General features: G+C 43.4%; 19 protein-coding genes. 9 read left to right on the forward strand and 10 right to left on the reverse strand.

All coding sequences use genetic code 11. The features are described 5' to 3' along the window. Nucleotides 1-114: 114 nt before the first annotated feature. From pntB to VNE01S_RS06350, 4 genes are all read right to left on the reverse strand, one after another. Complete coding sequence (gene pntB, locus VNE01S_RS06335) at nucleotides 115-1,491, reverse strand: Re/Si-specific NAD(P)(+) transhydrogenase subunit beta (protein WP_053394764.1); 1,377 nt, start codon at nucleotides 1,489-1,491, stop codon at nucleotides 115-117. Between the two features lie 13 nt (nucleotides 1,492-1,504). Beyond that, nucleotides 1,505-3,055, reverse strand: a complete 1,551-nt coding sequence (locus tag VNE01S_RS06340) for a Re/Si-specific NAD(P)(+) transhydrogenase subunit alpha (RefSeq protein ID WP_053394763.1) — start codon at nucleotides 3,053-3,055, stop codon at nucleotides 1,505-1,507. Nucleotides 3,056-3,368: 313 nt separating this feature from the next. Continuing rightward, nucleotides 3,369-3,647, reverse strand: a complete 279-nt coding sequence (locus VNE01S_RS06345) for an HlyU family transcriptional regulator (RefSeq protein ID WP_053394762.1) — start codon at nucleotides 3,645-3,647, stop codon at nucleotides 3,369-3,371. A 16-nt stretch (nucleotides 3,648-3,663) separates the two neighbouring features. Continuing rightward, on the reverse strand, nucleotides 3,664-4,029 hold the full coding sequence (locus VNE01S_RS06350) for a late competence development ComFB family protein (protein WP_053394761.1): 366 nt from the start codon (nucleotides 4,027-4,029) through the stop codon (nucleotides 3,664-3,666). Between the two features lie 211 nt (nucleotides 4,030-4,240). On the opposite strand from VNE01S_RS06350, the gene VNE01S_RS06355 reads away from it, so the two are divergent. Next, on the forward strand, nucleotides 4,241-5,476 hold the full coding sequence (locus VNE01S_RS06355; protein WP_053394760.1) for a GGDEF domain-containing protein: 1,236 nt from the start codon (nucleotides 4,241-4,243) through the stop codon (nucleotides 5,474-5,476). 18 nt (nucleotides 5,477-5,494) lie between these two features. Here the strand turns inward: VNE01S_RS06355 and VNE01S_RS06360 are convergent, their stop codons facing one another. After that, nucleotides 5,495-6,427, reverse strand: coding sequence for a GGDEF domain-containing response regulator (locus tag VNE01S_RS06360; protein ID WP_061781633.1), 933 nt, complete (start codon nucleotides 6,425-6,427; stop codon nucleotides 5,495-5,497). Nucleotides 6,428-6,589: 162 nt separating this feature from the next. Here VNE01S_RS06360 and VNE01S_RS06365 point away from each other — a divergent pair, with 162 nt between their 5' ends. Further along, nucleotides 6,590-7,027: a DUF3069 domain-containing protein gene (locus VNE01S_RS06365; protein ID WP_053394759.1), complete on the forward strand. Its 438-nt coding sequence runs from the start codon at nucleotides 6,590-6,592 to the stop codon at nucleotides 7,025-7,027. 40 nt (nucleotides 7,028-7,067) lie between these two features. On the opposite strand, the gene modC is transcribed toward VNE01S_RS06365, so the two are convergent. The 4 genes from modC to VNE01S_RS06385 are packed head-to-tail and all read right to left on the reverse strand — an operon-like array spanning nucleotide 7,068 to nucleotide 11,083. Beyond that, nucleotides 7,068-8,168 (reverse strand): molybdenum ABC transporter ATP-binding protein ModC, encoded by a 1,101-nt coding sequence (modC, locus tag VNE01S_RS06370; RefSeq protein WP_053394758.1) that lies wholly within the window; start codon nucleotides 8,166-8,168, stop codon nucleotides 7,068-7,070. Nucleotide 8,169: 1 nt separating this feature from the next. After that, on the reverse strand, nucleotides 8,170-8,865 hold the full coding sequence (modB, locus tag VNE01S_RS06375) for a molybdate ABC transporter permease subunit (RefSeq protein ID WP_053394757.1): 696 nt from the start codon (nucleotides 8,863-8,865) through the stop codon (nucleotides 8,170-8,172). A gap of 2 nt (nucleotides 8,866-8,867) precedes the next feature. Continuing rightward, on the reverse strand, nucleotides 8,868-9,614 hold the full coding sequence (gene modA, locus VNE01S_RS06380) for a molybdate ABC transporter substrate-binding protein (RefSeq protein WP_053395108.1): 747 nt from the start codon (nucleotides 9,612-9,614) through the stop codon (nucleotides 8,868-8,870). A 5-nt stretch (nucleotides 9,615-9,619) separates the two neighbouring features. Beyond that, nucleotides 9,620-11,083 (reverse strand): cobyric acid synthase, encoded by a 1,464-nt coding sequence (locus VNE01S_RS06385; RefSeq protein ID WP_082331651.1) that lies wholly within the window; start codon nucleotides 11,081-11,083, stop codon nucleotides 9,620-9,622. Nucleotides 11,084-11,239: 156 nt separating this feature from the next. Between VNE01S_RS06385 and VNE01S_RS06390 the strand changes: the two genes are divergently transcribed. Together VNE01S_RS06390 and VNE01S_RS06395 are read left to right on the forward strand one after the other, a co-directional pair. Beyond that, complete coding sequence (locus VNE01S_RS06390; protein ID WP_053394755.1) at nucleotides 11,240-11,605, forward strand: YgiW/YdeI family stress tolerance OB fold protein; 366 nt, start codon at nucleotides 11,240-11,242, stop codon at nucleotides 11,603-11,605. A 93-nt stretch (nucleotides 11,606-11,698) separates the two neighbouring features. Next, nucleotides 11,699-12,217, forward strand: coding sequence for a hypothetical protein (locus VNE01S_RS06395; RefSeq protein WP_053394754.1), 519 nt, complete (start codon nucleotides 11,699-11,701; stop codon nucleotides 12,215-12,217). 66 nt (nucleotides 12,218-12,283) lie between these two features. Here VNE01S_RS06395 and cra read toward each other — a convergent pair whose 3' ends face one another. Then, entirely contained in the window at nucleotides 12,284-13,264 is a 981-nt protein-coding gene (gene cra / locus VNE01S_RS06400; protein WP_053394753.1) for a catabolite repressor/activator, read from the reverse strand. 291 nt (nucleotides 13,265-13,555) lie between these two features. On the opposite strand from cra, the gene fruB reads away from it, so the two are divergent. The 5 genes from fruB to glgC all read left to right on the forward strand — a co-directional run bounded on the left by fruB (nucleotide 13,556) and on the right by glgC (nucleotide 20,998). Beyond that, on the forward strand, nucleotides 13,556-14,692 hold the full coding sequence (gene fruB, locus VNE01S_RS06405; protein ID WP_053394752.1) for a fused PTS fructose transporter subunit IIA/HPr protein: 1,137 nt from the start codon (nucleotides 13,556-13,558) through the stop codon (nucleotides 14,690-14,692). Nucleotides 14,693-14,702: 10 nt separating this feature from the next. Beyond that, the gene (gene pfkB, locus VNE01S_RS06410; protein WP_053394751.1) at nucleotides 14,703-15,677 is read left to right on the forward strand and encodes a 1-phosphofructokinase; all 975 of its coding nucleotides are present in this window, start codon (nucleotides 14,703-14,705) and stop codon (nucleotides 15,675-15,677) included. Between the two features lie 19 nt (nucleotides 15,678-15,696). Further along, complete coding sequence (gene fruA, locus VNE01S_RS06415; RefSeq protein ID WP_053394750.1) at nucleotides 15,697-17,430, forward strand: PTS fructose transporter subunit IIBC; 1,734 nt, start codon at nucleotides 15,697-15,699, stop codon at nucleotides 17,428-17,430. 302 nt (nucleotides 17,431-17,732) lie between these two features. Then, on the forward strand, nucleotides 17,733-19,634 hold the full coding sequence (locus VNE01S_RS06420) for a sensor domain-containing diguanylate cyclase (RefSeq protein ID WP_053394749.1): 1,902 nt from the start codon (nucleotides 17,733-17,735) through the stop codon (nucleotides 19,632-19,634). A gap of 137 nt (nucleotides 19,635-19,771) precedes the next feature. Further along, on the forward strand, nucleotides 19,772-20,998 hold the full coding sequence (gene glgC / locus VNE01S_RS06425; RefSeq protein WP_304951211.1) for a glucose-1-phosphate adenylyltransferase: 1,227 nt from the start codon (nucleotides 19,772-19,774) through the stop codon (nucleotides 20,996-20,998). Nucleotides 20,999-21,156: the final 158 nt, after the last annotated feature.

A 21,156-nucleotide genomic window follows, 5' to 3' on the forward strand; every position in this document is an offset into this window, starting at 1 on the left:
AAGGCAAAGGATTATGCCAAACTTATGGATTTAATATGTAATAACTGTGTCAATTATAAGTTCTAAAAAAGAAGCCAGCATTGAGCTGGCTTCAGGTCTTAACAACAAACTAGTTTACAGTGCTTTAAAGATAGCCTCTACACTTTCTTTAGCATCACCAAACAGCATTTGGGTATTTTCTTTAAAAAATAGTGGGTTTTGAACACCAGCATAACCTGTGTTCATTGAACGCTTAAACACGATAACGTTTTTCGCATTCCACACCTCAAGTACTGGCATACCAGCGATTGGACTGTTTGGATCTTCTTGAGCCGCTGGGTTTACTGTATCGTTCGCACCAATTACGAGCACTGTGTCTGTCTCATCGAAATCATCGTTGATTTCGTCCATTTCCAGCACGATGTCATACGGAACTTTCGCTTCAGCAAGTAGCACGTTCATGTGACCAGGCAGGCGACCCGCTACTGGGTGGATACCAAAACGTACATTAATGCCTTTTGCGCGAAGTGTTTCAGTGATTTCATACACTGGGTATTGTGCTTGCGCTACGGCCATACCGTATCCTGGAGTGATGATGACAGACTTTGAATTTTTAAGTAAATCTGCCACATCTTCTGCTGAAGTTTCACGGTGCTCACCATGATCAACATCACTAGAGATGCTAATTTCTTGGCCAAAGCCACCAGCAATAACGCTGATAAACGAACGGTTCATTGCTTTACACATGATGTAAGACAGAATTGCACCGGATGAACCAACAAGAGCACCAGTAACGATTAGTAGATCATTTGCTAACATGAAACCAGCTGCCGCCGCTGCCCAACCAGAATACGAGTTAAGCATAGACACAACCACTGGCATATCCGCACCACCGATTGACGCCACTAAGTGATAACCGAAAGCAAACGCGATCAGTGTCATCACGATCAAAGCAAACATGCTGCCATCAGCTTTTACGAAAGCAATCATCAACAAGGTTGAAACAACAACGGCTGCCAAGTTCAACTTATGCTTGTGAGGTAAGTTCAGTGGTGACGAAGAAATCACACCGCGAAGTTTGCCAAATGCAACGATAGAACCCGTGAAGGTCACAGCACCAATAAACACACCTAGGAAGACTTCCACAAGATGGATTACGTGTTCTGCGTGTGTTGCTGTTTCCGGTGCATCTAGGTAGCTGTTAAAACCAACTAATACTGCCGCCATACCAACAAAGCTGTGAAGAATTGCCACAAGCTCTGGCATTTCAGTCATTTCTACTTTTTTAGCATAGTGAATACCGATCGAACCACCGATCACCATAGCGATAATGATCCACACGAAACCTTCGGATTCTGGGCCAAAGATCGTTGCGATCAAAGCGATCGTCATACCAGCGATACCATAGTAGTTACCTGCTTTTGCAGATTCTTGCTTTGATAAGCCAGCTAGACTCAAAATAAAGAATAATGCAGCAACAATATAAGCTGCTTGTACTAATCCTGCAGACATTTCTTGTTACCCCTTAATCTTTACGGAACATTTCAAGCATGCGCTTGGTTACGGTGAAACCACCGAAAATATTGATACTGGCAATCAAGACAGCAATAAATGCGAGGAATGAAACTGCCCCATTCCCTTGGCCTATTTGCAGAAGCGCACCGACAACAATAATGCCTGAAATCGCGTTTGTTACTGACATAAGAGGCGTATGCAGAGAGTGTGTAACGTTCCAAACCACGTAGTAGCCCACAACACAGGCTAGAACGAATACCGTAAAGTGAGACAAGAAAGCCGCCGGTGCAACCGAAGCGATCCAACCGAATGCAGCAACACCAGCAACCAAAGCACCAATTTTCTTCGCTGGAGAAGTTGGCTCTTTAACTTTAGGTTCTGCCTTGGCTTGAGGCTCTGCCGCTTTAGGCGCAGGTTGCGCAGAAACTTTGATAGGTGGCGCAGGCCAAGTCACTTCACCTTCTTTGACTACTGTTACACCGCGAATGACGACATCTTCAAAATCAATATTGATGTTGCCGTCTTTTTCTTTGCAAAGCAGCTTAAGTAGGTTTACTAAGTTAGTAGAGTAGAGTTGGGAAGATTGCGTTGGCAGGCGGCCAACCATATCAGTATAACCGACGATTTTTACGCCATTTTCAGTCGTGATGACCTTATCCGCAACGGTGTACTCACAGTTACCACCGTTTGCGGCAGCTAAATCAACAATGACACTACCCGCTTTCATGCTGTCTACCATTTCTTTGGTAATCAACTTCGGCGCAGGGCGACCTGGGATTAGTGCTGTCGTAATAATGATATCAACGTCTTTGGCCTGCTCTGCATATAGCTCAGCTGCTTTTTTGTTGAATTCATCAGACATCTCTTTGGCATAGCCATCACCGGAACCTGACTCTTCCTTGTAATCAACTTCAAGAAACTCAGCACCCATAGATTGGACTTGCTCTTTCACTTCAGGACGAACGTCAAATGCACGTACAATAGCTCCCAAGCTGCCCGCCGCACCGATAGCCGCTAGACCTGCAACACCCGCACCTGCAACAAGAACTTTCGCTGGTGGAACTTTACCTGCAGCGGTTATTTGACCAGTAAAGAAACGACCAAATTCATGCGCTGCTTCAACGACTGCACGATAACCAGCAATGTTTGCCATTGAGGAGAGTGCATCTAGAGACTGTGCGCGAGAAATACGTGGAACAGAGTCCATCGCCATAACATTGATGTTCTTGCTAGATAGCTTTTCCATCAATTCTGCGTTTTGCGCAGGCCAGATAAAACTGATTAACGTCGCGCCTTCCTTGATTAGAGCAAGCTCGTCATTGTCATTCTCTGTTAAAGGGGCGTTCACTTTTAAAATTAGGTCTGAATTCCAAACCTCTTCTTGGGTTACAATCTTAGCTCCAGCAGCTTCAAATGCTGAATTATCAAAACTTGCTAAGTCCCCCGCTCCGGATTCAATGTGTACTTCAAATCCTAACTTAATTAACTGCTCAACCGACTTCGGCGATGCAGCCACTCGCGCTTCGCCCGCGAGCCTTTCTTTTGGCACACCAATTTGCATTAGCTATTCCTTGACTATTGGCAACTATGATTATTTTTATCCAACGAATTGAATCAGTTTGAATATTTCTTTATACACGTCGAATATTTCGCGACAAATACACAAAACATCATTACATATAACCGTTGGTAATTAACTATTCTGCTTATAGAACTGAACTTCACAACACATTTAAGACAGCGCGGAGGTCAAACCAGTAAGCGAAACAGCCATTAAAACAATAGATTATCTAACCGTATATAACAAAAGAGCCATCAGCATAACGGCTAATGGCTCTTAAATTTATGACGTCTGTCAACTTGCAAGGTAAGTTTTACTGAAAAATGTTCTCGCCCATTTGATCAATAAACATTTGTGCTTTTTTGAGCATAAACTCATCAGCATCACTTGGGCTGGCCAAGACATCTGAACGAATAAAGCGATGTGTTTTCACTTCACCATCAATTTCTTTTGTAATACGCCCGGCAATCCTATATTGACCACCTTCTGCAATGGCCTCTTGATAAATCAGAAAGCCTTTATACTCCACAGGCTCAACTTCAGTACTTTGCTCTGTTTCTTTTCCACCAAATAAACGCGAAAAAAGTCCCACACAACTCTCCTTACGGTTAGGGTTTCGTCGGTAGAATGGGCGTTTCGAACCATTCTAATTCCATATCATCATCAAAGTTCTGTTTAGAGAACAACACTGGCATTTCGTCGTCACGGCTCTTACGTCGGTCATCAATGATCATACCTTCAGCTGCATTGACTGCTGTTTCGGCGTAAGATTTCAGTTTAACTAATCTATCTTCAGGTAATGCAGATAAAAAGTCGACATCATGCCTAATATAAACGGGCCTTAACTGGCTTAAGGCTAAGCAGGCTAGATCTGCCAACTGAGTATGAGTAAAGTTCTCTACATACTCATCCTGTGCCAACACCTGACCAACTAATGTTTCCATATAGTTATGTACATCTACGCTGATCTGCATAACTTTAACTCCCTCTAAAGTAACTGTATGTATAAACCATAATCAAGATCTATCTCTATACAAACAAGCATACGCCATATGTTCGTACAATATTTATCCGCTCGCCATTTATTACTACATAAGTTTAGTAAAAAGCTTGGAAATCCAACAGATCGCAGTATTCTTAAGGTAACAGATTCACTTCTTAGAGTTATTATCTTGGGCTAGGTTCATGTCTTTTTCTATTGCCACTACAAATTGGTTTCGTTTACTGTTACCACTTATGTTGTTGACGGTTATCTACCTTGGCCTAGACTCGGCAATTCGCTTTACTGAATCTAACTTGGGAATACTGTCAAATTTACCATTTGTCCTTTTTCTGTGCTCTATTGTCTTAGCAAGGGCTTTTAAGCAGCATCAAATAGCCATGGTGGCGAGCACGCTAATCATTGCCTATTGGTTCATTCAAACTCGCCTTCAGTCACCACTCGCGACGGGGACAACCATACTAGAGCTGTCATTGCTTACAGGCCTACTTCCCGTGACACTTGCGCTGGTATTCAGCTATAAAAGCAACACTTCGTTTACTAAGTCATTGACCCGGTATTTGGCGGTTATTTCTTTGCTTGTTGTGTGGAGTTACCTAATTTTATCGCACTTCTATGACGGCGGATTCGATAACATAAATGAGACATTTCTCTTTGTTGTCTCCAATGTTTCTAAAATCCCTTTTATTTTAGTCGTGTACTCCGTCGGTATCGTAATGATATTTGCGATTTGTGTAATGAACATGAATAGAACTATTGATGTTGCTGTCTATTCTACTTCTCTAATTTCGGGGGCTACATTCATTTTCTTTCATGTCCCTCATATCTCAAGTATGTTGTTTTCTCTGTCTGGAGTATTACTACTTATCTATCTGTTATCAGCTAGCCATGAGATGGCGTTTAAGGACCAATTAACAGAACTTCCAGGTCGATTAGCACTTGAATCAGATCTTAAGCACTTGGGGAAACGATATACAATCGCCATGATAGACATCGACCATTTTAAATCTTTTAACGACTCTTATGGTCATGATACTGGTGATGAGGTTTTAAGGTTAATAGCACGTCAATTAACTTGTGTGGGTGGTGGAGCAAGTGCCTATCGTTACGGTGGTGAGGAGTTCACGGTATTATTTAAAGGTAAACATAAGCAAGAAGCTAAGGTACACCTTGAAAAACTTAGAGCCTCTATTGCTTCATACGATCTAGTTTTACGAGATTACTCCTCTCGCCCTCAAAATAGTAAAGTGGGTATAAAGCAGAGAAGTAATGTGGCTAATGGCGAAACCGTAAACGTAACGGTTAGTATCGGTGTATGTGACAATACAAATGAAGATCACGTAAAAGCAGTTATGAAAAAGGCAGACATTGCCCTTTATAAAGCTAAAACAGCAGGCAGAAATCAGATCTGTTTGTCATAGTTTGTCAGCCTTAAGCCACTAGTCTGCAAGTTGATATCTGTTTCTACCTTCTAGCTTCGCCTTATACAACGCTTTGTCTACTCGTTTATAGACCCAATCAGTCACCTCATCACCTGATGGATGAAAATAAAGCAACCCTTGTGACACTGTCACTATATTGGACACATCGCTGTTTTGATGCGGTATTCGCAATGACTCAAGGCGAGATTGAATGCGCTCCGCATCGTGTATTAACTTATCTTTGGAGGAATGGGCGCTTAACACAACAAATTCTTCGCCACCAAAACGCCCAACAACTTCACAGCTACGCTCAAACAAATCAGTGAGCACTTGGGCAATAGAAATTAAACACTTATCCCCTGCAACATGCCCGTAACTATCGTTGTAAAGTTTAAACTGATCAACATCCAGTAAAATGACACTCATCGGCAACTGCAATCGCCCGTACGTAGAAATCATTTCTCGGAGTTTGCTATCAATAAAGCGTCGGTTTTTAATTCGTGTTAACCCATCTTCTTGAGCAAGCCGTTCCAGTTTCTCATTGGCAATGGCAAGCTCGGTCGTTTTTTGCTTTAGCACTCTACGCATTGATGCAATACGCTGCATAGCCATAAGTTTAGATTCAAGCACGACTTGGTCGACGGGTTTTATTAGGTAGTCATCCCCTCCCGCTTCAATGGCCTTAGCAATAATCGATGGCTCATGGTAACTACTTAAAAAAATAATGGGGACCCATTCAGAGTACATTTGACGAAGTCTAGTGGATACGGTGAAACCGTCCATATCAGGCATAGATATATCTAGCAATACCACGTCTGGCTCGAAATCAGGATATGCTTCAAGTGCTTCCATTCCAGATTTAGCCATTACAACCGTGTGGCCTAACTGCTTTAAAAGGATAGCTAGACGCATGCGTTCGGACTGAACGTCATCGACGAGCAGTATCCTCATTAACATCTCAGAGCCCCAAATCATAATAAATAGCTAATTCCAATCAAATTACATGCATATGTAAATCATACGCTAGGGTTTGAGAATCAGCCAACCAAGCTTGACATTTAGTAGGAGTTTTTTACGATAGCGCCGTCAAATACACACTTTAAGAGAAAAATAATGTCTGACGTTAATACAACAGAACAACCAAAAGTAGATCTAGCAACAGTATCTGCTGAACTTCGCCAAGTTATCGAGTTTGATGAAGTTCCTGAAGCTATGCACTACATGGTGACGTCAATCCACGAAGTTTCTGAAGAAGCTGTTCGTGAAGCGTGGGAAGAACTACCAAAAAGTGCTCAAAACGTTCTAGATAACTTCGAGCAATTCCATGCGCTTATTTCAGTGAGTCAGGCATTTGCTGGTATTTCAGTAATGGAAGAATTCCCTACAATGAAATTGCCTGAAGATATGACTGATGAAGATAAAGAAGAGTACCGAGCTCAACTGCTTGATCAAGTTCTACACAACTGTGTAAAAGACATGGTTAAGCAAATCAAAAAAGCACGCCGTGACCCAATTCTAAAGCGTGATTTTACTGACGTATTCGCTAAATAATTACCGATATGTAAAAAACGCCGCTGATGCGGCGTTTTTCTTAAGAAAGGACAATATCCCTCTGGGTAACGCTGACCCCTTTAATTTGCGCGTAAACTTCCATACCTTCTTCTAAGGCAAGATCATCACACGCCCACCCAGTGACAGTCGCAACCAGCAAACACCCTTCAGCAAGTTCAATTGTTACAGAAACACTTTTTTTATCTTCACCATTGGAGTGGTTTTCTAGCTGAGTTATCTTTCCGTTAATAACATTTCGGATAGAGGTTTTTCTTGGATGTTCAAGTGCTAGCGATACATCATTCGCTCTTACTTGCAGACGCACACTGCTCCCGATATCACCATCAATTTTCTGCACCCAAAGATTCACATTTGGTGCTAACTCCACCATAGACAGTGCGTAATCATGGTTGTGGTCCGCAATCGTTGCTTCAAATAATGTACTTTGCTCAGAAAATGATTGCCAAGGTCTCATCTCTTTAGAAGACCAAACGGCTTCTAAAGCGCCACAGGCGGCAACTTTACCATTATCGATAACAACTAAGTTCTGCGCTAGCCTAAGCACCTCATTAAGGCTGTGGGAAACGTAGATAATCGGGATCTCGATGCTCAACGCGAGTTGCTCTAAAAATGGCAGAACTTCGCGCTTTCTCGGCAAATCTAATGAGGCCAGAGGCTCATCCATCAGGAGGATTTTGGGTTTCGATAACAACGCTCTTCCAATCGCGACTCTTTGTTTCTCACCACCTGATAACTGATTTGGGTAGCGATTTAAGAGTGGCGTCAGGGCCAGTAAACGAGTGATTTGATGAAAATGCTCTGCATCAAATTCAGTAACACCGTAAAGTAAATTTCCTTTCACTTTGTAGTGTGGGAATAAACGCGCGTCCTGAAAGACATACCCGACACTACGCTTGTGGGTAGGCATGTTGATCTTTTTCTGGGAATCAAACAAACGACTGCCATTAATATTTATGACACCACTTTCGGGGATATTTAGGCCAGCAACAACATTAATAAGCGATGTTTTACCCGCGCCAGAACGCCCAAATACAGCGGTTATGCCTTTAGAAGGCAGTGTTAAATCGACATCAAAGTCTTGAGTACCTAAACGCTGCTTATAGGAAATAATTATACTCATGCTAGCCTCTTAACCTTTGACGCGTTTGTCGCGACATCCATTCAGACAGCATCATAGAGGCTAAGGCGATCACAATGGAAATAACGCAAAGTCTCATTGCCGCGGTTTCCGAACCCGGTGTTTCGATAAAACTGTACATGGCCAGCGGAATCGTCTGTGTCTCACCTGGAATATTTGAAACAAAGCTAATGGTCGCTCCAAACTCACCTAAGCTACGCGCAAAAGATAGCATCGTTCCTGTGATAATGCCTGGGATAATAAGCGGTAAGGTAATAGTCACAAAAACTTTAAGCGGTGATGCGCCAAGGGTAGCTGCGGCTTGTTCTAACTTGTGATCGACGCCCTCTAAGCTTAACCGAATAGATCGAACCATGAGAGGGAGTGCTACTACAACACAAGCCAAAACAGCCCCTTTCCAATTGAAAGAGAAAACGATATCGAGATGTTCATAGATCCACTTTCCTATCAAGCCTTGTCTGCCCATGGTAATTAGAAGAAGGTAACCGATAACAACAGGAGGCAATACCAGAGGGAGGTGAATCACGCTGTCTAAAAAGTTTTTTCCAATGAACTCTTTTTTCGCTAATACCCAAGCGATAAAAACCCCTAAGGGAATTAGCCAAAAAATCGCATACGCGGCTACTTTGAGGCTCAAGAGCAATGCTTGAACCTCATAGTCTGTCAAAACACCGACCATAATTAGTTGAAACCAAACTTAGCTAAGATGGCTTTCGACTTGTCATTTTGGATAAATTGAGAAAACGCCTTAGTCAACTCTCGATCATTTAACTGCGCCATAGGGTAGATAATAGGCTGGTGACTGGAACTCGGCAGTGTACCAAGCACCTCTACTTTTTTACTGAACTGAGCGTCGGTACGATATACCACACCTAGAGAAGCTTCTTTACGTTCCACCAGTGTCAACGCAATTCTTACGTTATTGGTTGGGGCTAATTTGTCTTTTACCGTAGGCCAGATTTTTAGGGTTTCAAGAGACTCTTTCGCATACATACCAGCAGGCACAGCATCTGGCTGACCTATTGCCAAGCGACTGTTTTTCAGACCACTCTTCCAATCTTCAGCATCTTCTACATCGAGGTTACCTTGGTTGAGTTCACCAGAAATCACCACAAGGCTGTTAGAAGCAATATCTGTGACGTTGTCACTATCTACAACACCCTGATCAACTAAGTATTGAGCCCACTTGGTATTAGCTGAAATAAAAATGTCCGCTGGAGCCCCATGAGCAAGCTGCCTTGCGAGTGACGAACTTCCTGCAAAAACCGTCGTTACCTTTACATCATTATGTTTTTCAAATGCTGACACAACGTCTGCGACTGCGTTTGTCATTGAAGAAGCCGCATAAATTGTGAGCTTCTCCGTTGCATTCGTTACAAAACTCATACCCAGAAGTGTGGGTAAAAGTACAGATTTATAGAGATTCATCTTCATTATAAATTTAGTCCTGGCCAAAGCTGAGAAAGATTAAGGTGTGATTCAACTGCGTCAGTGATTCGATTTATAGCGTCTTGCTTATTCTTTTCGTGATCAACTACCGCTACCTCGTGAACACCTAACCACGTCGCTACCGCATTGGATACGTTAACGGCGTCAAAGATACCATGTAAGTAGGTACCCATCACTTGATTGCAGTCACTAATTGCGCCATCTGTCTCACCATTGTTTAACGTTATCAACGGTGTACATTGAACTTTGCTAACACCGGCATGAATCTCATACCCAGAAACGGGGACTGGCTGACCATTTAGTGTCATTACCCCTGACACATTCGTCAGTGTTTTTTCTGGCGCAAGCTCTGTCGTCAGCTCCAAATACCCTAACCCTTGAGAAGATCCTACTTCTCCTTCGACACCTAAAGGGTCGGAAATCGTTTTGCCAAGCATTTGATATCCGCCACATATACCCATCACTTTCCCACCGAGACGAATATGGCGAGCAATATCTTGATCCCAACCTTGTGCTCTTAAATAAGCAAGATCATTACGTACCGATTTAGATCCAGGCAATATAATCAAATCCGCTTTATCCAGTCGCTCTCCCTGACCCACATAGCGAAGATCAATATCAGGATTACTTCGTAGTACATCGAAGTCTGTATGATTACTTATCCGTGGGAATACAGGCACGACAACCTTCATCTTGGCATCAGCACTAGAAACTTGATCACTATTGATCGCATCCTCTGCTTCCAGATCAAAGCCGTGCAAATAAGGGATCACCCCCAGTACGGGTTTATTTGTCTTTTCTTCCAGCCAATCCAAACCCGGCTGTAGTAAGGATAGATCACCACGAAACCGGTTTATAACAAAACCAACCACACGATCTTGTTCACTTTGCGACAAGAGTGCTAACGTTCCGTACAGATGTGCAAATACACCGCCTTTATCAATATCAGCAATAATAATGACAGGTACATCCGCTTCTTCGGCAAACCCCATGTTGGCGATATCATTTTCTCTTAAATTCACTTCGGCGGGGCTACCTGCCCCTTCGATAACCACACTCTCGAATTCATTTTGCAATCGACTAAAAGAATCCATGACGTATGGCAACGCAAATTCCTTATAACTTTGATAACCGATAGCATTCATATCGGAAACGGCTTTGCCTTGCACGATGACTTGCGCACCAACATCTGTACTGGGCTTCAGCAGTACTGGATTCATGTCAACCGTTGCCTCAATACCTGCCGCGAGGGCCTGCACGTATTGAGCCCGCCCAATTTCTCCACCATCTGCGGTTACGGCGCTGTTTAACGCCATATTTTGTGGCTTAAATGGTGCGACCTTTACTCCCTTACGTGCTAAAACGCGACACAAAGCAGCGACTAATACACTTTTACCTGCATCAGAGGTGGTTCCTTGCACCATTAGTGCTCTTATCGTTGGCTGCATAAATTAACTTCATGATATCTAGTAGAATTGAATCCGATGATAGCGCCTTGTGCGTAATACTCAATAATGAATCGAAAATGAACTCGGTACTCAGCACAGGTTCAAACCTAACCTGCTTAAATCAACGAACACTTTAACAAGTAGATAGGTAATACCATGAAAGCAACGACCCTTATAGCAGTATCGCTGATTTGTTTATCCTCATTGGCAAACGCATCTGATCATTCGAAAAATGGCAACGTAAAATACAACGGGCCTGTCAATTTAGACTCCATTGAAAAACTCTTAAAAGACACGGGATATTTCACAGAAAAAGACGTAGTTGTAGAAGGAAAACTAGTCAGACAGATTAGCGCTGACACGTTCATCTTGAGTGATGGTAAAACAGAGATTCAAGTTGAACTTGATGATGACATCACACTGAAAGAGCCAATAGAGTCATCGCAAAAGCTGCGTTTATTTGGTGAATATGAAGGTGGAAATACACCTGAAATAGAAGTTGAGTATATTCAAACTATGTAAAAGTGTTTCATTATCTGACAATTGCGTTACTATTTGGTTTGTATGTTGCCAAGCAAAACAAGTCAAACACATTGATGCAAGTCGGAGACTGCTTTGAAAAAGTTAATTTTAGCCAGCACTATTGTTTGTGCTGGCTTTTCTGGAATCGCTCACGCTAATAATTTTAACTATAACTTTATGGAGTTTCGCACTTCAATCGACCCTCAGTTAACAGGGATTGAGGCAAGTACTCTCCTCACCCAAAACACACATTTAGTAGCGCGCGTTGACTCTCAGTTCGAAGGAGATATTGCGGCAGCAGGCGGCATTGGCTTCAATGGCCCTGTTTCTCAGTTCGCCGACGTATATGGTCAGTTACTATTTCACTATGTTCAATTTCCAGAAGAGTATCGACGTGACGATGTCACGCAAGCAGAAATGAATATCGGCTTTCGCCTTTGGTTGTCCGATCAAATTGAAGCAACAACGCGTATCGGGCGTAACGATGAAGCATCTGTTTTTCATGCTGGGGTTCGTTTCCACTCTACTGATCAGTTAACTCTTTCAGCAGAAACGCGTAACAATGGATTTTATGGTCCCCAATTAACCATGTCGGTACGCTTTCAGTACTAGTTGACCTCCCTTACCTCCCTTAATACATAATAAGCGCCCAAAGGCGCTTATCGTTGTCGCCAGTCATCAATTACGAACGACTATTTTTCTAGGCACCAACTCGACACCTGGCTGATAACGCTTTGATGCTGCATTCAAAGCGAGAGCCATCGCACTATCGGCAATAACTTCAAATTGTTGTGGCAGAGAGTTAATCTTTACAGGTAAAAAGTCGAGTAAACGGTTATCACCAAACGTTGCTATTCTCAATCGATTCACAATTTCTGGGTGCTCTAATAAAACATCCAATACACCTTCAAGCAATGTGTAAGACGTTGTGATCAGAGCGTCTGGTAATGTTCCACCTTCTATCCAGCTTGATAGCACTGATTTGCCATCTTCTCTGTTAAAGTGCTCTCCGTAACCAATCAGAGTCTCGATATTTGCTTGTTTTGCCGCAGAGCAAAAACCAAGCTCGCGTTCACGAGAAATATTCAATTCTGGCAATGCTCCTATCAATCCTATTTTTGTTACGCCGTCACCAATTAATGAGTTGGTTAAATCAAAGGCTGCACCAAAATCTTCACTAATAACGCAAGAAAAATGCTCGTCGTCTAGTGGGCGGTCTAATGCAATTACAGGTGTGCCATTTTTTTGAAGCTCTAGATAGAACTCGCTGGCTTCAGGGATCACACTTGCTACAAAGAGTGCATCCACTTTTCTACTCACCAACGCTTGAACAACACTTTTTTCCGTTTCTGAGTTGTCGTCAGAACAGCCAATTAAAATTTGATAACCAGCAGAGCGTGAGTTTTGTTCAAGCAGCTTTGCTAACCGTGCATAACTGGTGTTTTCTAAATCGGGAATAATGAGACCAAAAGAGCGGCTTTGCCCTGCTCTCAATGTACTTGCAGCAAGATCGGGGCGGTAATTATATTCCTCTACCACTGTCATTACCTTGCGCTGCGTTTTCTCACTAATTCGGTATTTTTGTGCTTTGCCATTAATGACGTAACTGGCCGTTGTTTTGGAAACGCCTGCCAGTTTTGCGACTTCATCCAGTGTCATATGTTAAACCTTGTTCTGTGCGCGGGATCATAATAATAAATCAAAGATCCTAACTCGAGTTGAATTATAAGCTGAACCGATTCAGTATTAAAGCTGAAAGGATTCAGCAAAACTAATAAAGTTGAACTAGCTCACCATTCAAATGCTAATGAACTGCGTCTATCCTAATGAATAGATGAGTGAAGATTGAATGAATACAGGTTTTGCTGAATCTTTTAATTTAGATATTTGCTGAATCGATTCAGTTAAATGTAAATTGTGACCCGAATACCTAACGCTGGAGAAAGCATCATGCTTAAGCTAAATAACTCTGACATCACGCTCTCGCAATCAGCGACCGATAAAATAGATGCAATTAAGAACATTGCTAAAAGCCTGAATGATAAAGGCCTAGTAGAAAGTGATTATGTGTCTGGCATGCTAAACCGTGAAAAGCAAAACTCTACATTTCTTGGTAATGGTATCGCCATTCCTCACGGTACAACCGATACGCGCTCAATGGTGAAAACAACAGGCGTTGCCGTGCACCACTACCCTCAAGGCGTAGATTGGGGTGATGGTAACACGGTTTATCTCGCTATTGGCATTGCGGCTAAATCAGACGAACACCTCAGTATTCTAAAGCAACTGACTAAAGTTTTAGGCGCTGATGGTGTCGAAGAGCAATTGCGTAAGTCAGCATCAGAACAAGAGATCATTGCACTGCTTAATGGTGACGTTCAGCTTGAGGCTGACTTTGATGCTTCTCTGGTACAACTTAACTTCCCAGCAAGCGATATGCTTCAGATGAGCGCCGTGGCTGCTGGTCTACTAAAAAATACAGGCTGTGCGGAAAACGCGTTTGTAGCGGATATCGTAAGTAAATCTCCTACTCATTTGGGCAAAGGACTGTGGTTGGTCGGCAGCGATAAGAGTGTGACTCGCAGCGGGGTTTCGTTCGTATCAACGGCTAACGACTGCCAGTATGAAGAACAACCTGTACATGCATTACTTGCGTTTTCCGCGTGCAACGCCGCTCACCAACCTTTGCTGAACAACTTATCGCGCATTGTGTTTAATAACGAGCAAGAAAAGCTGCTTCAGGCAGATATCGAACAAGTGTTAGCACTGCTAAAAGGCGAAACTACCGCGAATCAGCAAGACTTGGCAGACGAAAATCAAGCGGTATTCAAAATTAAAAACGCGCATGGTCTGCACGCTCGCCCGGGAGCGATGCTTGTTGCTGAGGCGAAAAAATTTGAATCCAACATTCGCGTGGCCAACCTCGATGGTGACGCAAAACCCGTCAATGCCAAAAGCTTAATGAAGGTGATTGCGCTCGGTGTAAAACACGGTCATCAGCTTCAATTCACCGCCGAAGGTCCGGATGCTTCCGTTGCACTGCAATCCATTGGTAGCGCTATCGCATCAGGGCTAGGTGAAGGTTAAGGGGAACACAATGCAAAGTATTAAAACCAGCAAAGTTGTCACTGTGACACTGAACCCAGCGCTTGACCTAACTGGCAGTTTATCTGAGCTCAATGCCGGGTCCGTTAGTTTGGTTTCTCAGAGTAACCTTCACGCGGCTGGCAAAGGTGTCAATGTTGCAAAAGTGCTTAGCGATTTAGGTGCTCAAGTCACTGTCACGGGATTTTTAGGCAAAGAGAATCCGGAGCTGTTTCACCAACTTTTCTCTCAAATAAACGTTACAGATGAGTTTATCGAGGTTGAGGGTGCAACACGCATCAACGTTAAACTTGTCGAAGAGAACGGACGTGTCAGCGATATTAATTTTCCCGGCGTGCAAGTTTCTACAGAAGAAATAGAACGTTTTGAGCGCGTCCTTTTCCGTTTAGCGGAAGATCATGACTACTTTGTTATTGCTGGCAGCCTTCCAGGTGGAGTGTCTCCTGAGCTTTGCGCTAGCTGGATCAAAACTCTCCGCCAACGAGGTAAAAAAGTGCTGTTCGATAGCAGTAACTCTGCATTAGCTACTGGAATCTCAGCACAGCCTTGGCTGGTGAAACCGAATGACGAGGAATTGGCAGATCTAGTAGGTCAAGAATTGTCGACTTTTGAACAGTGTCAACGTGCCGCCCAAGCGCTCAGCAGCAAGGGAATTGACAATGTTGTTGTATCAATGGGCGCTGAAGGTGTCATGTGGCTAAACCAAGACCAGCTCCTACGCTCCGCCCCCCCAAGAATGAATGTCGTCAGTACTGTAGGTGCTGGTGACACACTCGTGGCTGGCTTGTGTTGGGGTCACATGCAAGCCATGCCCAACAACGAAATACTGCGCTTCGCGACAGCGCTATCGGCTTTGGCCGTCAGTCAAGTCGGCGTCGGATTAACCAACCAAGAAGAGTTGGACGCCATCAAGTTAAAAACACAAATTACTCAGGTTTGCCCTAGTACAGACGTGGAAACAAACTAAGGAACAGAAGGTTATCACTATGAAAATTGCCATTATTACCGCTTGCCCTAGTGGCGTAGCCAACAGCATTCTCGCTGCTGGCTTACTTGAACAAGCTGCAGAACAGTTAGGCTGGACTGCGAATATTGAATGCCAATCTACTGTGATTGAGCCAAATACGCTCACCCTCTCAGAGATAGATCAGGCAGACTGTGTCATTATCGCTGCGAACACCCCCGTTGATACCACACGTTTTGTTGGCAAAAAGGTCTATCAAGCATCCATCAATGAAGTGACACAAGATGCCGTGAACTTTTTGAAAAATGCGCCATCGAAAGCATCTGTGTTATCCGAAGTGACCACACTCAATAGTGCACAACCTAACAGCTCGACCAAGAAAGTTGTGGCGATTACCGCCTGCCCTACAGGCGTCGCTCATACTTTTATGGCAGCAGAAGCGCTGGAAGAGGAAGGAAAACGTCGCGGTTACCAAATTAAGGTTGAAACCCGCGGCTCTGTAGGAGCAAAAAATCAGCTTACCGATGATGAAATTGCAGACGCCGATTTGGTCATCATAGCAGCTGATATCGAAGTCCCTCTCGATCGCTTCAACGGTAAAAAAATGTACCGTACGAAAACAGGTCCCGCACTGAAGAAAACTGCGGAAGAAATGGATAAAGCCTTTGAGCAAGCCATTGAATACCAGCATTCTGGTTCAGCAAATGCATCAGCCGCAACGGAAGATAAAAAAGGCGCTTACAAACACTTGATGACTGGTGTGTCACACATGCTGCCTGTAGTTGTCGCAGGTGGTTTGATTATCGCGCTCTCTTTCGTGTTTGGTATTGAGGCATTTAAGGAAGAAGGAACTCTAGCAGCCGCGCTGATGACCATTGGCGGTGGTTCAGCTTTCGCGCTGATGATTCCTGTACTCGCGGGTTACATCGCGTTTTCTATCGCTGATCGCCCTGGTCTGGCACCTGGTTTAGTGGGCGGTATGCTCGCAAGCTCTACAGGCGCGGGTTTCTTAGGAGGCATCGCCGCAGGTTTTATTGCTGGTTACGCGGCAAAATTAATCGCTGAAAAAATCACTCTTCCTTCGTCAATGGAAGCACTTAAACCCATTCTAATCATCCCATTTATTGCCACACTATTTACTGGTTTGGTGATGATCTACATTGTTGGCGGCCCTGTTTCGGGCATTATGGATGCTCTAACCAACTTCTTAAACAACATGGGATCTGATAGTGCTGTTCTGCTGGGTGTTCTACTAGGCGCAATGATGTGTTTCGACTTAGGTGGCCCGGTAAACAAAGCCGCTTACGCGTTCGGTGTTGGCTTATTGGCTTCACAAACATATGCGCCGATGGCTGCCATCATGGCTGCAGGTATGGTCCCTGCGCTTGGCATGGGCTTAGCCACCTTTATTGCGAAGAACAAATTTGAACAAGGTGAGCGCGAAGCTGGTAAAGCGTCATTTGTGTTAGGTCTGTGCTTTATCTCTGAAGGTGCAATTCCATTTGCGGCAAAAGATCCTATGCGTGTCATTCCAGCATGTATGGCAGGTGGAGCACTAACAGGCGCACTATCTATGCTTTTCGGCGCTAAACTAATGGCACCACATGGTGGTCTATTTGTACTGCTAATCCCAAATGCGATTACTCCCGTCGTGATGTATTTAGTGGCTATCGCTGCTGGTACTGCGGTAACTGGTCTTAGCTATGCCTTTCTTAAAGCACGTAGCGAAGTAAAACCCGTTCAGGTTGAAGCTTAATACGAATGCTTCACAAAAAATAAACAAAAGCACCACTTTAAGTGGTGCTTTTTAGATCATAAGTACCGAACCTTTTAAAAGGCACTTTGTATGAATAAATAAATTTGATGATAAAGTGATCGAGCTATCACTGATACATCATTTAACTAGAGAACTTGCGTACTAAATTTGCAATTGTTTAGGTATAATAACCGTTCTACTTAGCGGGTTATGTTAGGTGAGCATTAACAAAATTGAAAAACGTTTCGTCGTAATGCATCCGAATCTTTTATCTGCGCAATTTTAGGGCTCAATACTCGGCAATGTTGTTTACTCGCTACAAAGTCATCCTTCATTTTTTGATTACATTCTTAACCTTATCGTGTGTACCCTCTTTGTACTTCTATAACGAGTATGGAAAAATCACCAATGAAGCTTTGCAAAGCGTAGAAAAGTACAATTTTCAGCGACTTGAATACTCCAAAACAGAGTTGCAAGTCTCCTTTGACAGAATCAATACTTCGATTCGTTTTCTGTCTCAGAACGGGCTGTTTCACCAAGCGGTTCTTAATCCTACGAAAGACAACATTAGCGCGCTAAGTGACTTTTGGTTACTGGTCGCTCGTACACAAAAACTCTACTCTCAAATACGATTTATTGATGCCAATGGGCTGGAAAAGGTACGCATAAATAGCAGTGAACGCGTATCAGAAATCGTTGCTCCAGAGCGCCTTCAGGATAAAAGTCGAAGTGCTTATTTCGCATACGCCAAGTCGTTGTCTGTCAATCAAGCGGGGACATTTGGTATCGATTTCGAGTCGGAGAACGGCCAACCTGTTGTTCCACATATCCCGGCATACAGAATTATTGTGCCTATAGAGCTTGAGGGAGAGCGCAAAGGCTACTTCGTTGCCAACATAAACCTTAAACGCCTTTATAAGGATCTTGCCTACAAACGTGAAAGTGACAACCTTCCGACTATCTTTAACGAAGAAGGGTACTTCGTTTTAACGAACGACAATGCGCCGATTTTGGGCAATATCATACAAGCGAACCGCGATTACAAAATTGAAAAACTGTATCCAAATTTGTGGAAAGAAATCCAACAGCGTAATTCTGGAACCGTGAAGGATGGCGAATCCTGGTTTTCGTTTATCAAAACAGAATTTTCACTAGCCTCTTCAAAGCAAACTGCTATTTTTGTTTTGGAATCGAGCATGTCCGATCTTCTACCCGTTAAAAGCGAAGATATTACGGAGTTAATGACCCAGGCGACTTTCATTTTAATCATTATTTCTTTGATCAGTTTTACCTTCATCGCATGGAACTACAATCACGAAAAGAACAGTGTTGCCAGCCAAATAGCCAGGGCAGCCATGAACGGCATGTCTGCGATGGTCATTACCGACCGAAACAATCGTATTGTGCAAGTAAATGAGCAGTTTACTAAGTCCAGCGGCTATACATTGAATGATGTGAAGGGCAAACACCCTTCCATGTTTTCTTCTGGTCAACATGACCGCGATTTCTATGTGGCGATGTGGAAAGCGCTGGAGAATGACGGCATTTGGGAAGGCGAAGTAGTTAATAAACGCAGTGATGGCTCGTTAATTACAGAGTTGCTGCGTATTCAAACCGTTCGTAACAATCAGAATGTTGTTCAATTCTACGTTGCTTCTTTCATTGATATTTCACATCGTAAAGAGCTAGAGGATCAACTTAGAGAGCTCAGCGAAAAAGATCCACTCAGCGGCCTTTGGAACCGCCGTAAATTTGATTCTGAAATAACAAAACACACACAAAAAGTTAAGCGTTACCCGAACAGTGAGAAAGCAGCACTGGCACTGATTGATATTGATCACTTTAAACGAATCAATGACAAATATGGCCATGATGCTGGCGATAGAGTGATCATTAATGTTGCCGATACTATCTCAGCACAATTGCGTGAAACGGATATTGTGGCTCGTATTGGTGGCGAAGAGTTCGCAATTATTATGCCTCACACTCGGGTTGCTGAAGCGGAGATTGTCATTAACCGACTGCGCAATGCTATCCATCTGAAAAGCGACTACGGTATCACTGTAAGTGCAGGTGTTACCGAGCTGTGTGACAAACCAAGTGACAGCTACAAACGCGCAGATATTGCACTTTATGAGTCTAAGAGCTTAGGTCGAAACCAAGTTAATATAATGTTGGTGTCAGAAACCCAATCTATCGCATAGCTTTATATTTTAAGTTGTTATTTATTCACGATATATAAATCTAAATTCACAAAAACGCCATGTAAATGGTGAAAAGACACATAGTTATTGTTTAAACAGCATCTTGTACTATTCTCTCTGAGTAATCTAGCAACCTTGTGGAGAATAGAATGCAAGACACGCTCACCATTATCCTCGCTGGTGGTATGGGCTCCCGACTTAGCCCACTAACCGATCACAGAGCCAAGCCCGCTGTACCTTTTGGGGGCAAATATCGAATCATCGATTTTACTCTCACCAACTGTTTACGTTCTGGCTTGCGTAGGATTTTGGTGCTCACCCAATACAAATCCCACTCGTTACAAAAACACCTTCGCGATGGCTGGTCTATATTCAACCCAGAATTGGGCGAATTCATCAGCGTGGTACCACCACAAATGCGTGGCAGTGGTAAATGGTACGAAGGTACTGCCGATGCGATCTATCACAACCTGTGGCTATTATCTCGTAGTGACGCCGAGCATGTAATGGTGCTTTCCGGCGATCATATCTACCGTATGGACTACGCCGCCATGCTTGAGGAGCATAAAAGTAACAATGCCGACCTCACCATTGCGTGTATGAATGTAAGCCGCGAAGAGGCCTCGCAATTTGGTGTCATGGCCGTTGACGACACTGCTCGTATTACCTCCTTCGTTGAGAAACCAAGTGATCCCCCTGCTATGCCTGGCAAACCTGATCGCAGTTTGGCTTCAATGGGTATTTATATTTTTAATGCAAAAGTCCTCGAAGAAACACTGCGCAAAGACGCCGCCAATCAAGACTCTTCTCACGACTTTGGTAACGATATCATTCCTGAGCTTATTCAATCTTTTAACGTCTATGCTTACGACTTTTGTAGTGATAGAGGTCGCGTGGCGAAAGATTGTTATTGGCGAGATGTAGGCACCATTGATTCTTTCTATGAAGCAAACATGGACCTATTAGAACCACTACCGCCAATGAATCTTTATCAAAGAGACTGGGCAATACGCACTTATGAGCCACAAAGTCCACCCGCCCGAACCGTATCATCAGAAACGGGTAACGAAGGCATATTCATCAACTCTATCATTGCCGATGGTGTGATTAATTCCGGTGGTTCGGTTCAGCACTCCGTCGTGTCGATGAATGTGCGTATTAACGACGGCGCAACGGTTGTCGATAGCATCCTATTTGACGATGTCGAAGTTGGAGAAGGATGCCAATTGGTGAATTGCATTATTGATAAACACGTGAAGATTCCACCGTTTACCCAAATTGGTCTAAACCGAGTAGAGGATTCGCAACGTTTTAAAATATCTGAGAAAGGCGTTGTAGTTGTACCGGAAGGCTATGAATTCTAAAGTACGACAGCATTAATCGTGTTTGGTAAGCATAAAAAGAAAGCAAGCCTCAGAGCAATACAGCAAAGAGGCTTTACTTAAAGAGATTGACTAGATCTCCTATAGGGGCATAGTCTCCAACTGTTAGATAGGCACTATCTTGTGGATGACTATGTTTG

The organism is Vibrio nereis NBRC 15637 (assembly GCF_001591105.1).
GTDB lineage: Bacteria > Pseudomonadota > Gammaproteobacteria > Enterobacterales > Vibrionaceae > Vibrio > Vibrio nereis.

What these genes read in the sequence shown, in the direction of transcription:
- pfkB (WP_053394751.1), top strand. Translation starts at nt 14,703, where the DNA reads ATGCAAAGTATTAAAACCAGCAAAGTTGTCACTGTGACACTGAACCCA.
- fruB (WP_053394752.1), top strand. Translation starts at nt 13,556, where the DNA reads ATGCTTAAGCTAAATAACTCTGACATCACGCTCTCGCAATCAGCGACC.
- VNE01S_RS06420 (WP_053394749.1), top strand. Translation starts at nt 17,733, where the DNA reads ATGTTGTTTACTCGCTACAAAGTCATCCTTCATTTTTTGATTACATTC.
- modA (WP_053395108.1), bottom strand. Translation starts at nt 9,614, where the DNA reads ATGAATCTCTATAAATCTGTACTTTTACCCACACTTCTGGGTATGAGT.
- fruA (WP_053394750.1), top strand. Translation starts at nt 15,697, where the DNA reads ATGAAAATTGCCATTATTACCGCTTGCCCTAGTGGCGTAGCCAACAGC.
- VNE01S_RS06355 (WP_053394760.1), top strand. Translation starts at nt 4,241, where the DNA reads ATGTCTTTTTCTATTGCCACTACAAATTGGTTTCGTTTACTGTTACCA.
- VNE01S_RS06340 (WP_053394763.1), bottom strand. Translation starts at nt 3,055, where the DNA reads ATGCAAATTGGTGTGCCAAAAGAAAGGCTCGCGGGCGAAGCGCGAGTG.
- VNE01S_RS06350 (WP_053394761.1), bottom strand. Translation starts at nt 4,029, where the DNA reads ATGCAGATCAGCGTAGATGTACATAACTATATGGAAACATTAGTTGGT.
- VNE01S_RS06360 (WP_061781633.1), bottom strand. Translation starts at nt 6,427, where the DNA reads ATGAGGATACTGCTCGTCGATGACGTTCAGTCCGAACGCATGCGTCTA.
- cra (WP_053394753.1), bottom strand. Translation starts at nt 13,264, where the DNA reads ATGACACTGGATGAAGTCGCAAAACTGGCAGGCGTTTCCAAAACAACG.
- VNE01S_RS06390 (WP_053394755.1), top strand. Translation starts at nt 11,240, where the DNA reads ATGAAAGCAACGACCCTTATAGCAGTATCGCTGATTTGTTTATCCTCA.
- modC (WP_053394758.1), bottom strand. Translation starts at nt 8,168, where the DNA reads ATGAGTATAATTATTTCCTATAAGCAGCGTTTAGGTACTCAAGACTTT.
- modB (WP_053394757.1), bottom strand. Translation starts at nt 8,865, where the DNA reads ATGGTCGGTGTTTTGACAGACTATGAGGTTCAAGCATTGCTCTTGAGC.
- pntB (WP_053394764.1), bottom strand. Translation starts at nt 1,491, where the DNA reads ATGTCTGCAGGATTAGTACAAGCAGCTTATATTGTTGCTGCATTATTC.
- VNE01S_RS06385 (WP_082331651.1), bottom strand. Translation starts at nt 11,083, where the DNA reads ATGCAGCCAACGATAAGAGCACTAATGGTGCAAGGAACCACCTCTGAT.
- VNE01S_RS06365 (WP_053394759.1), top strand. Translation starts at nt 6,590, where the DNA reads ATGTCTGACGTTAATACAACAGAACAACCAAAAGTAGATCTAGCAACA.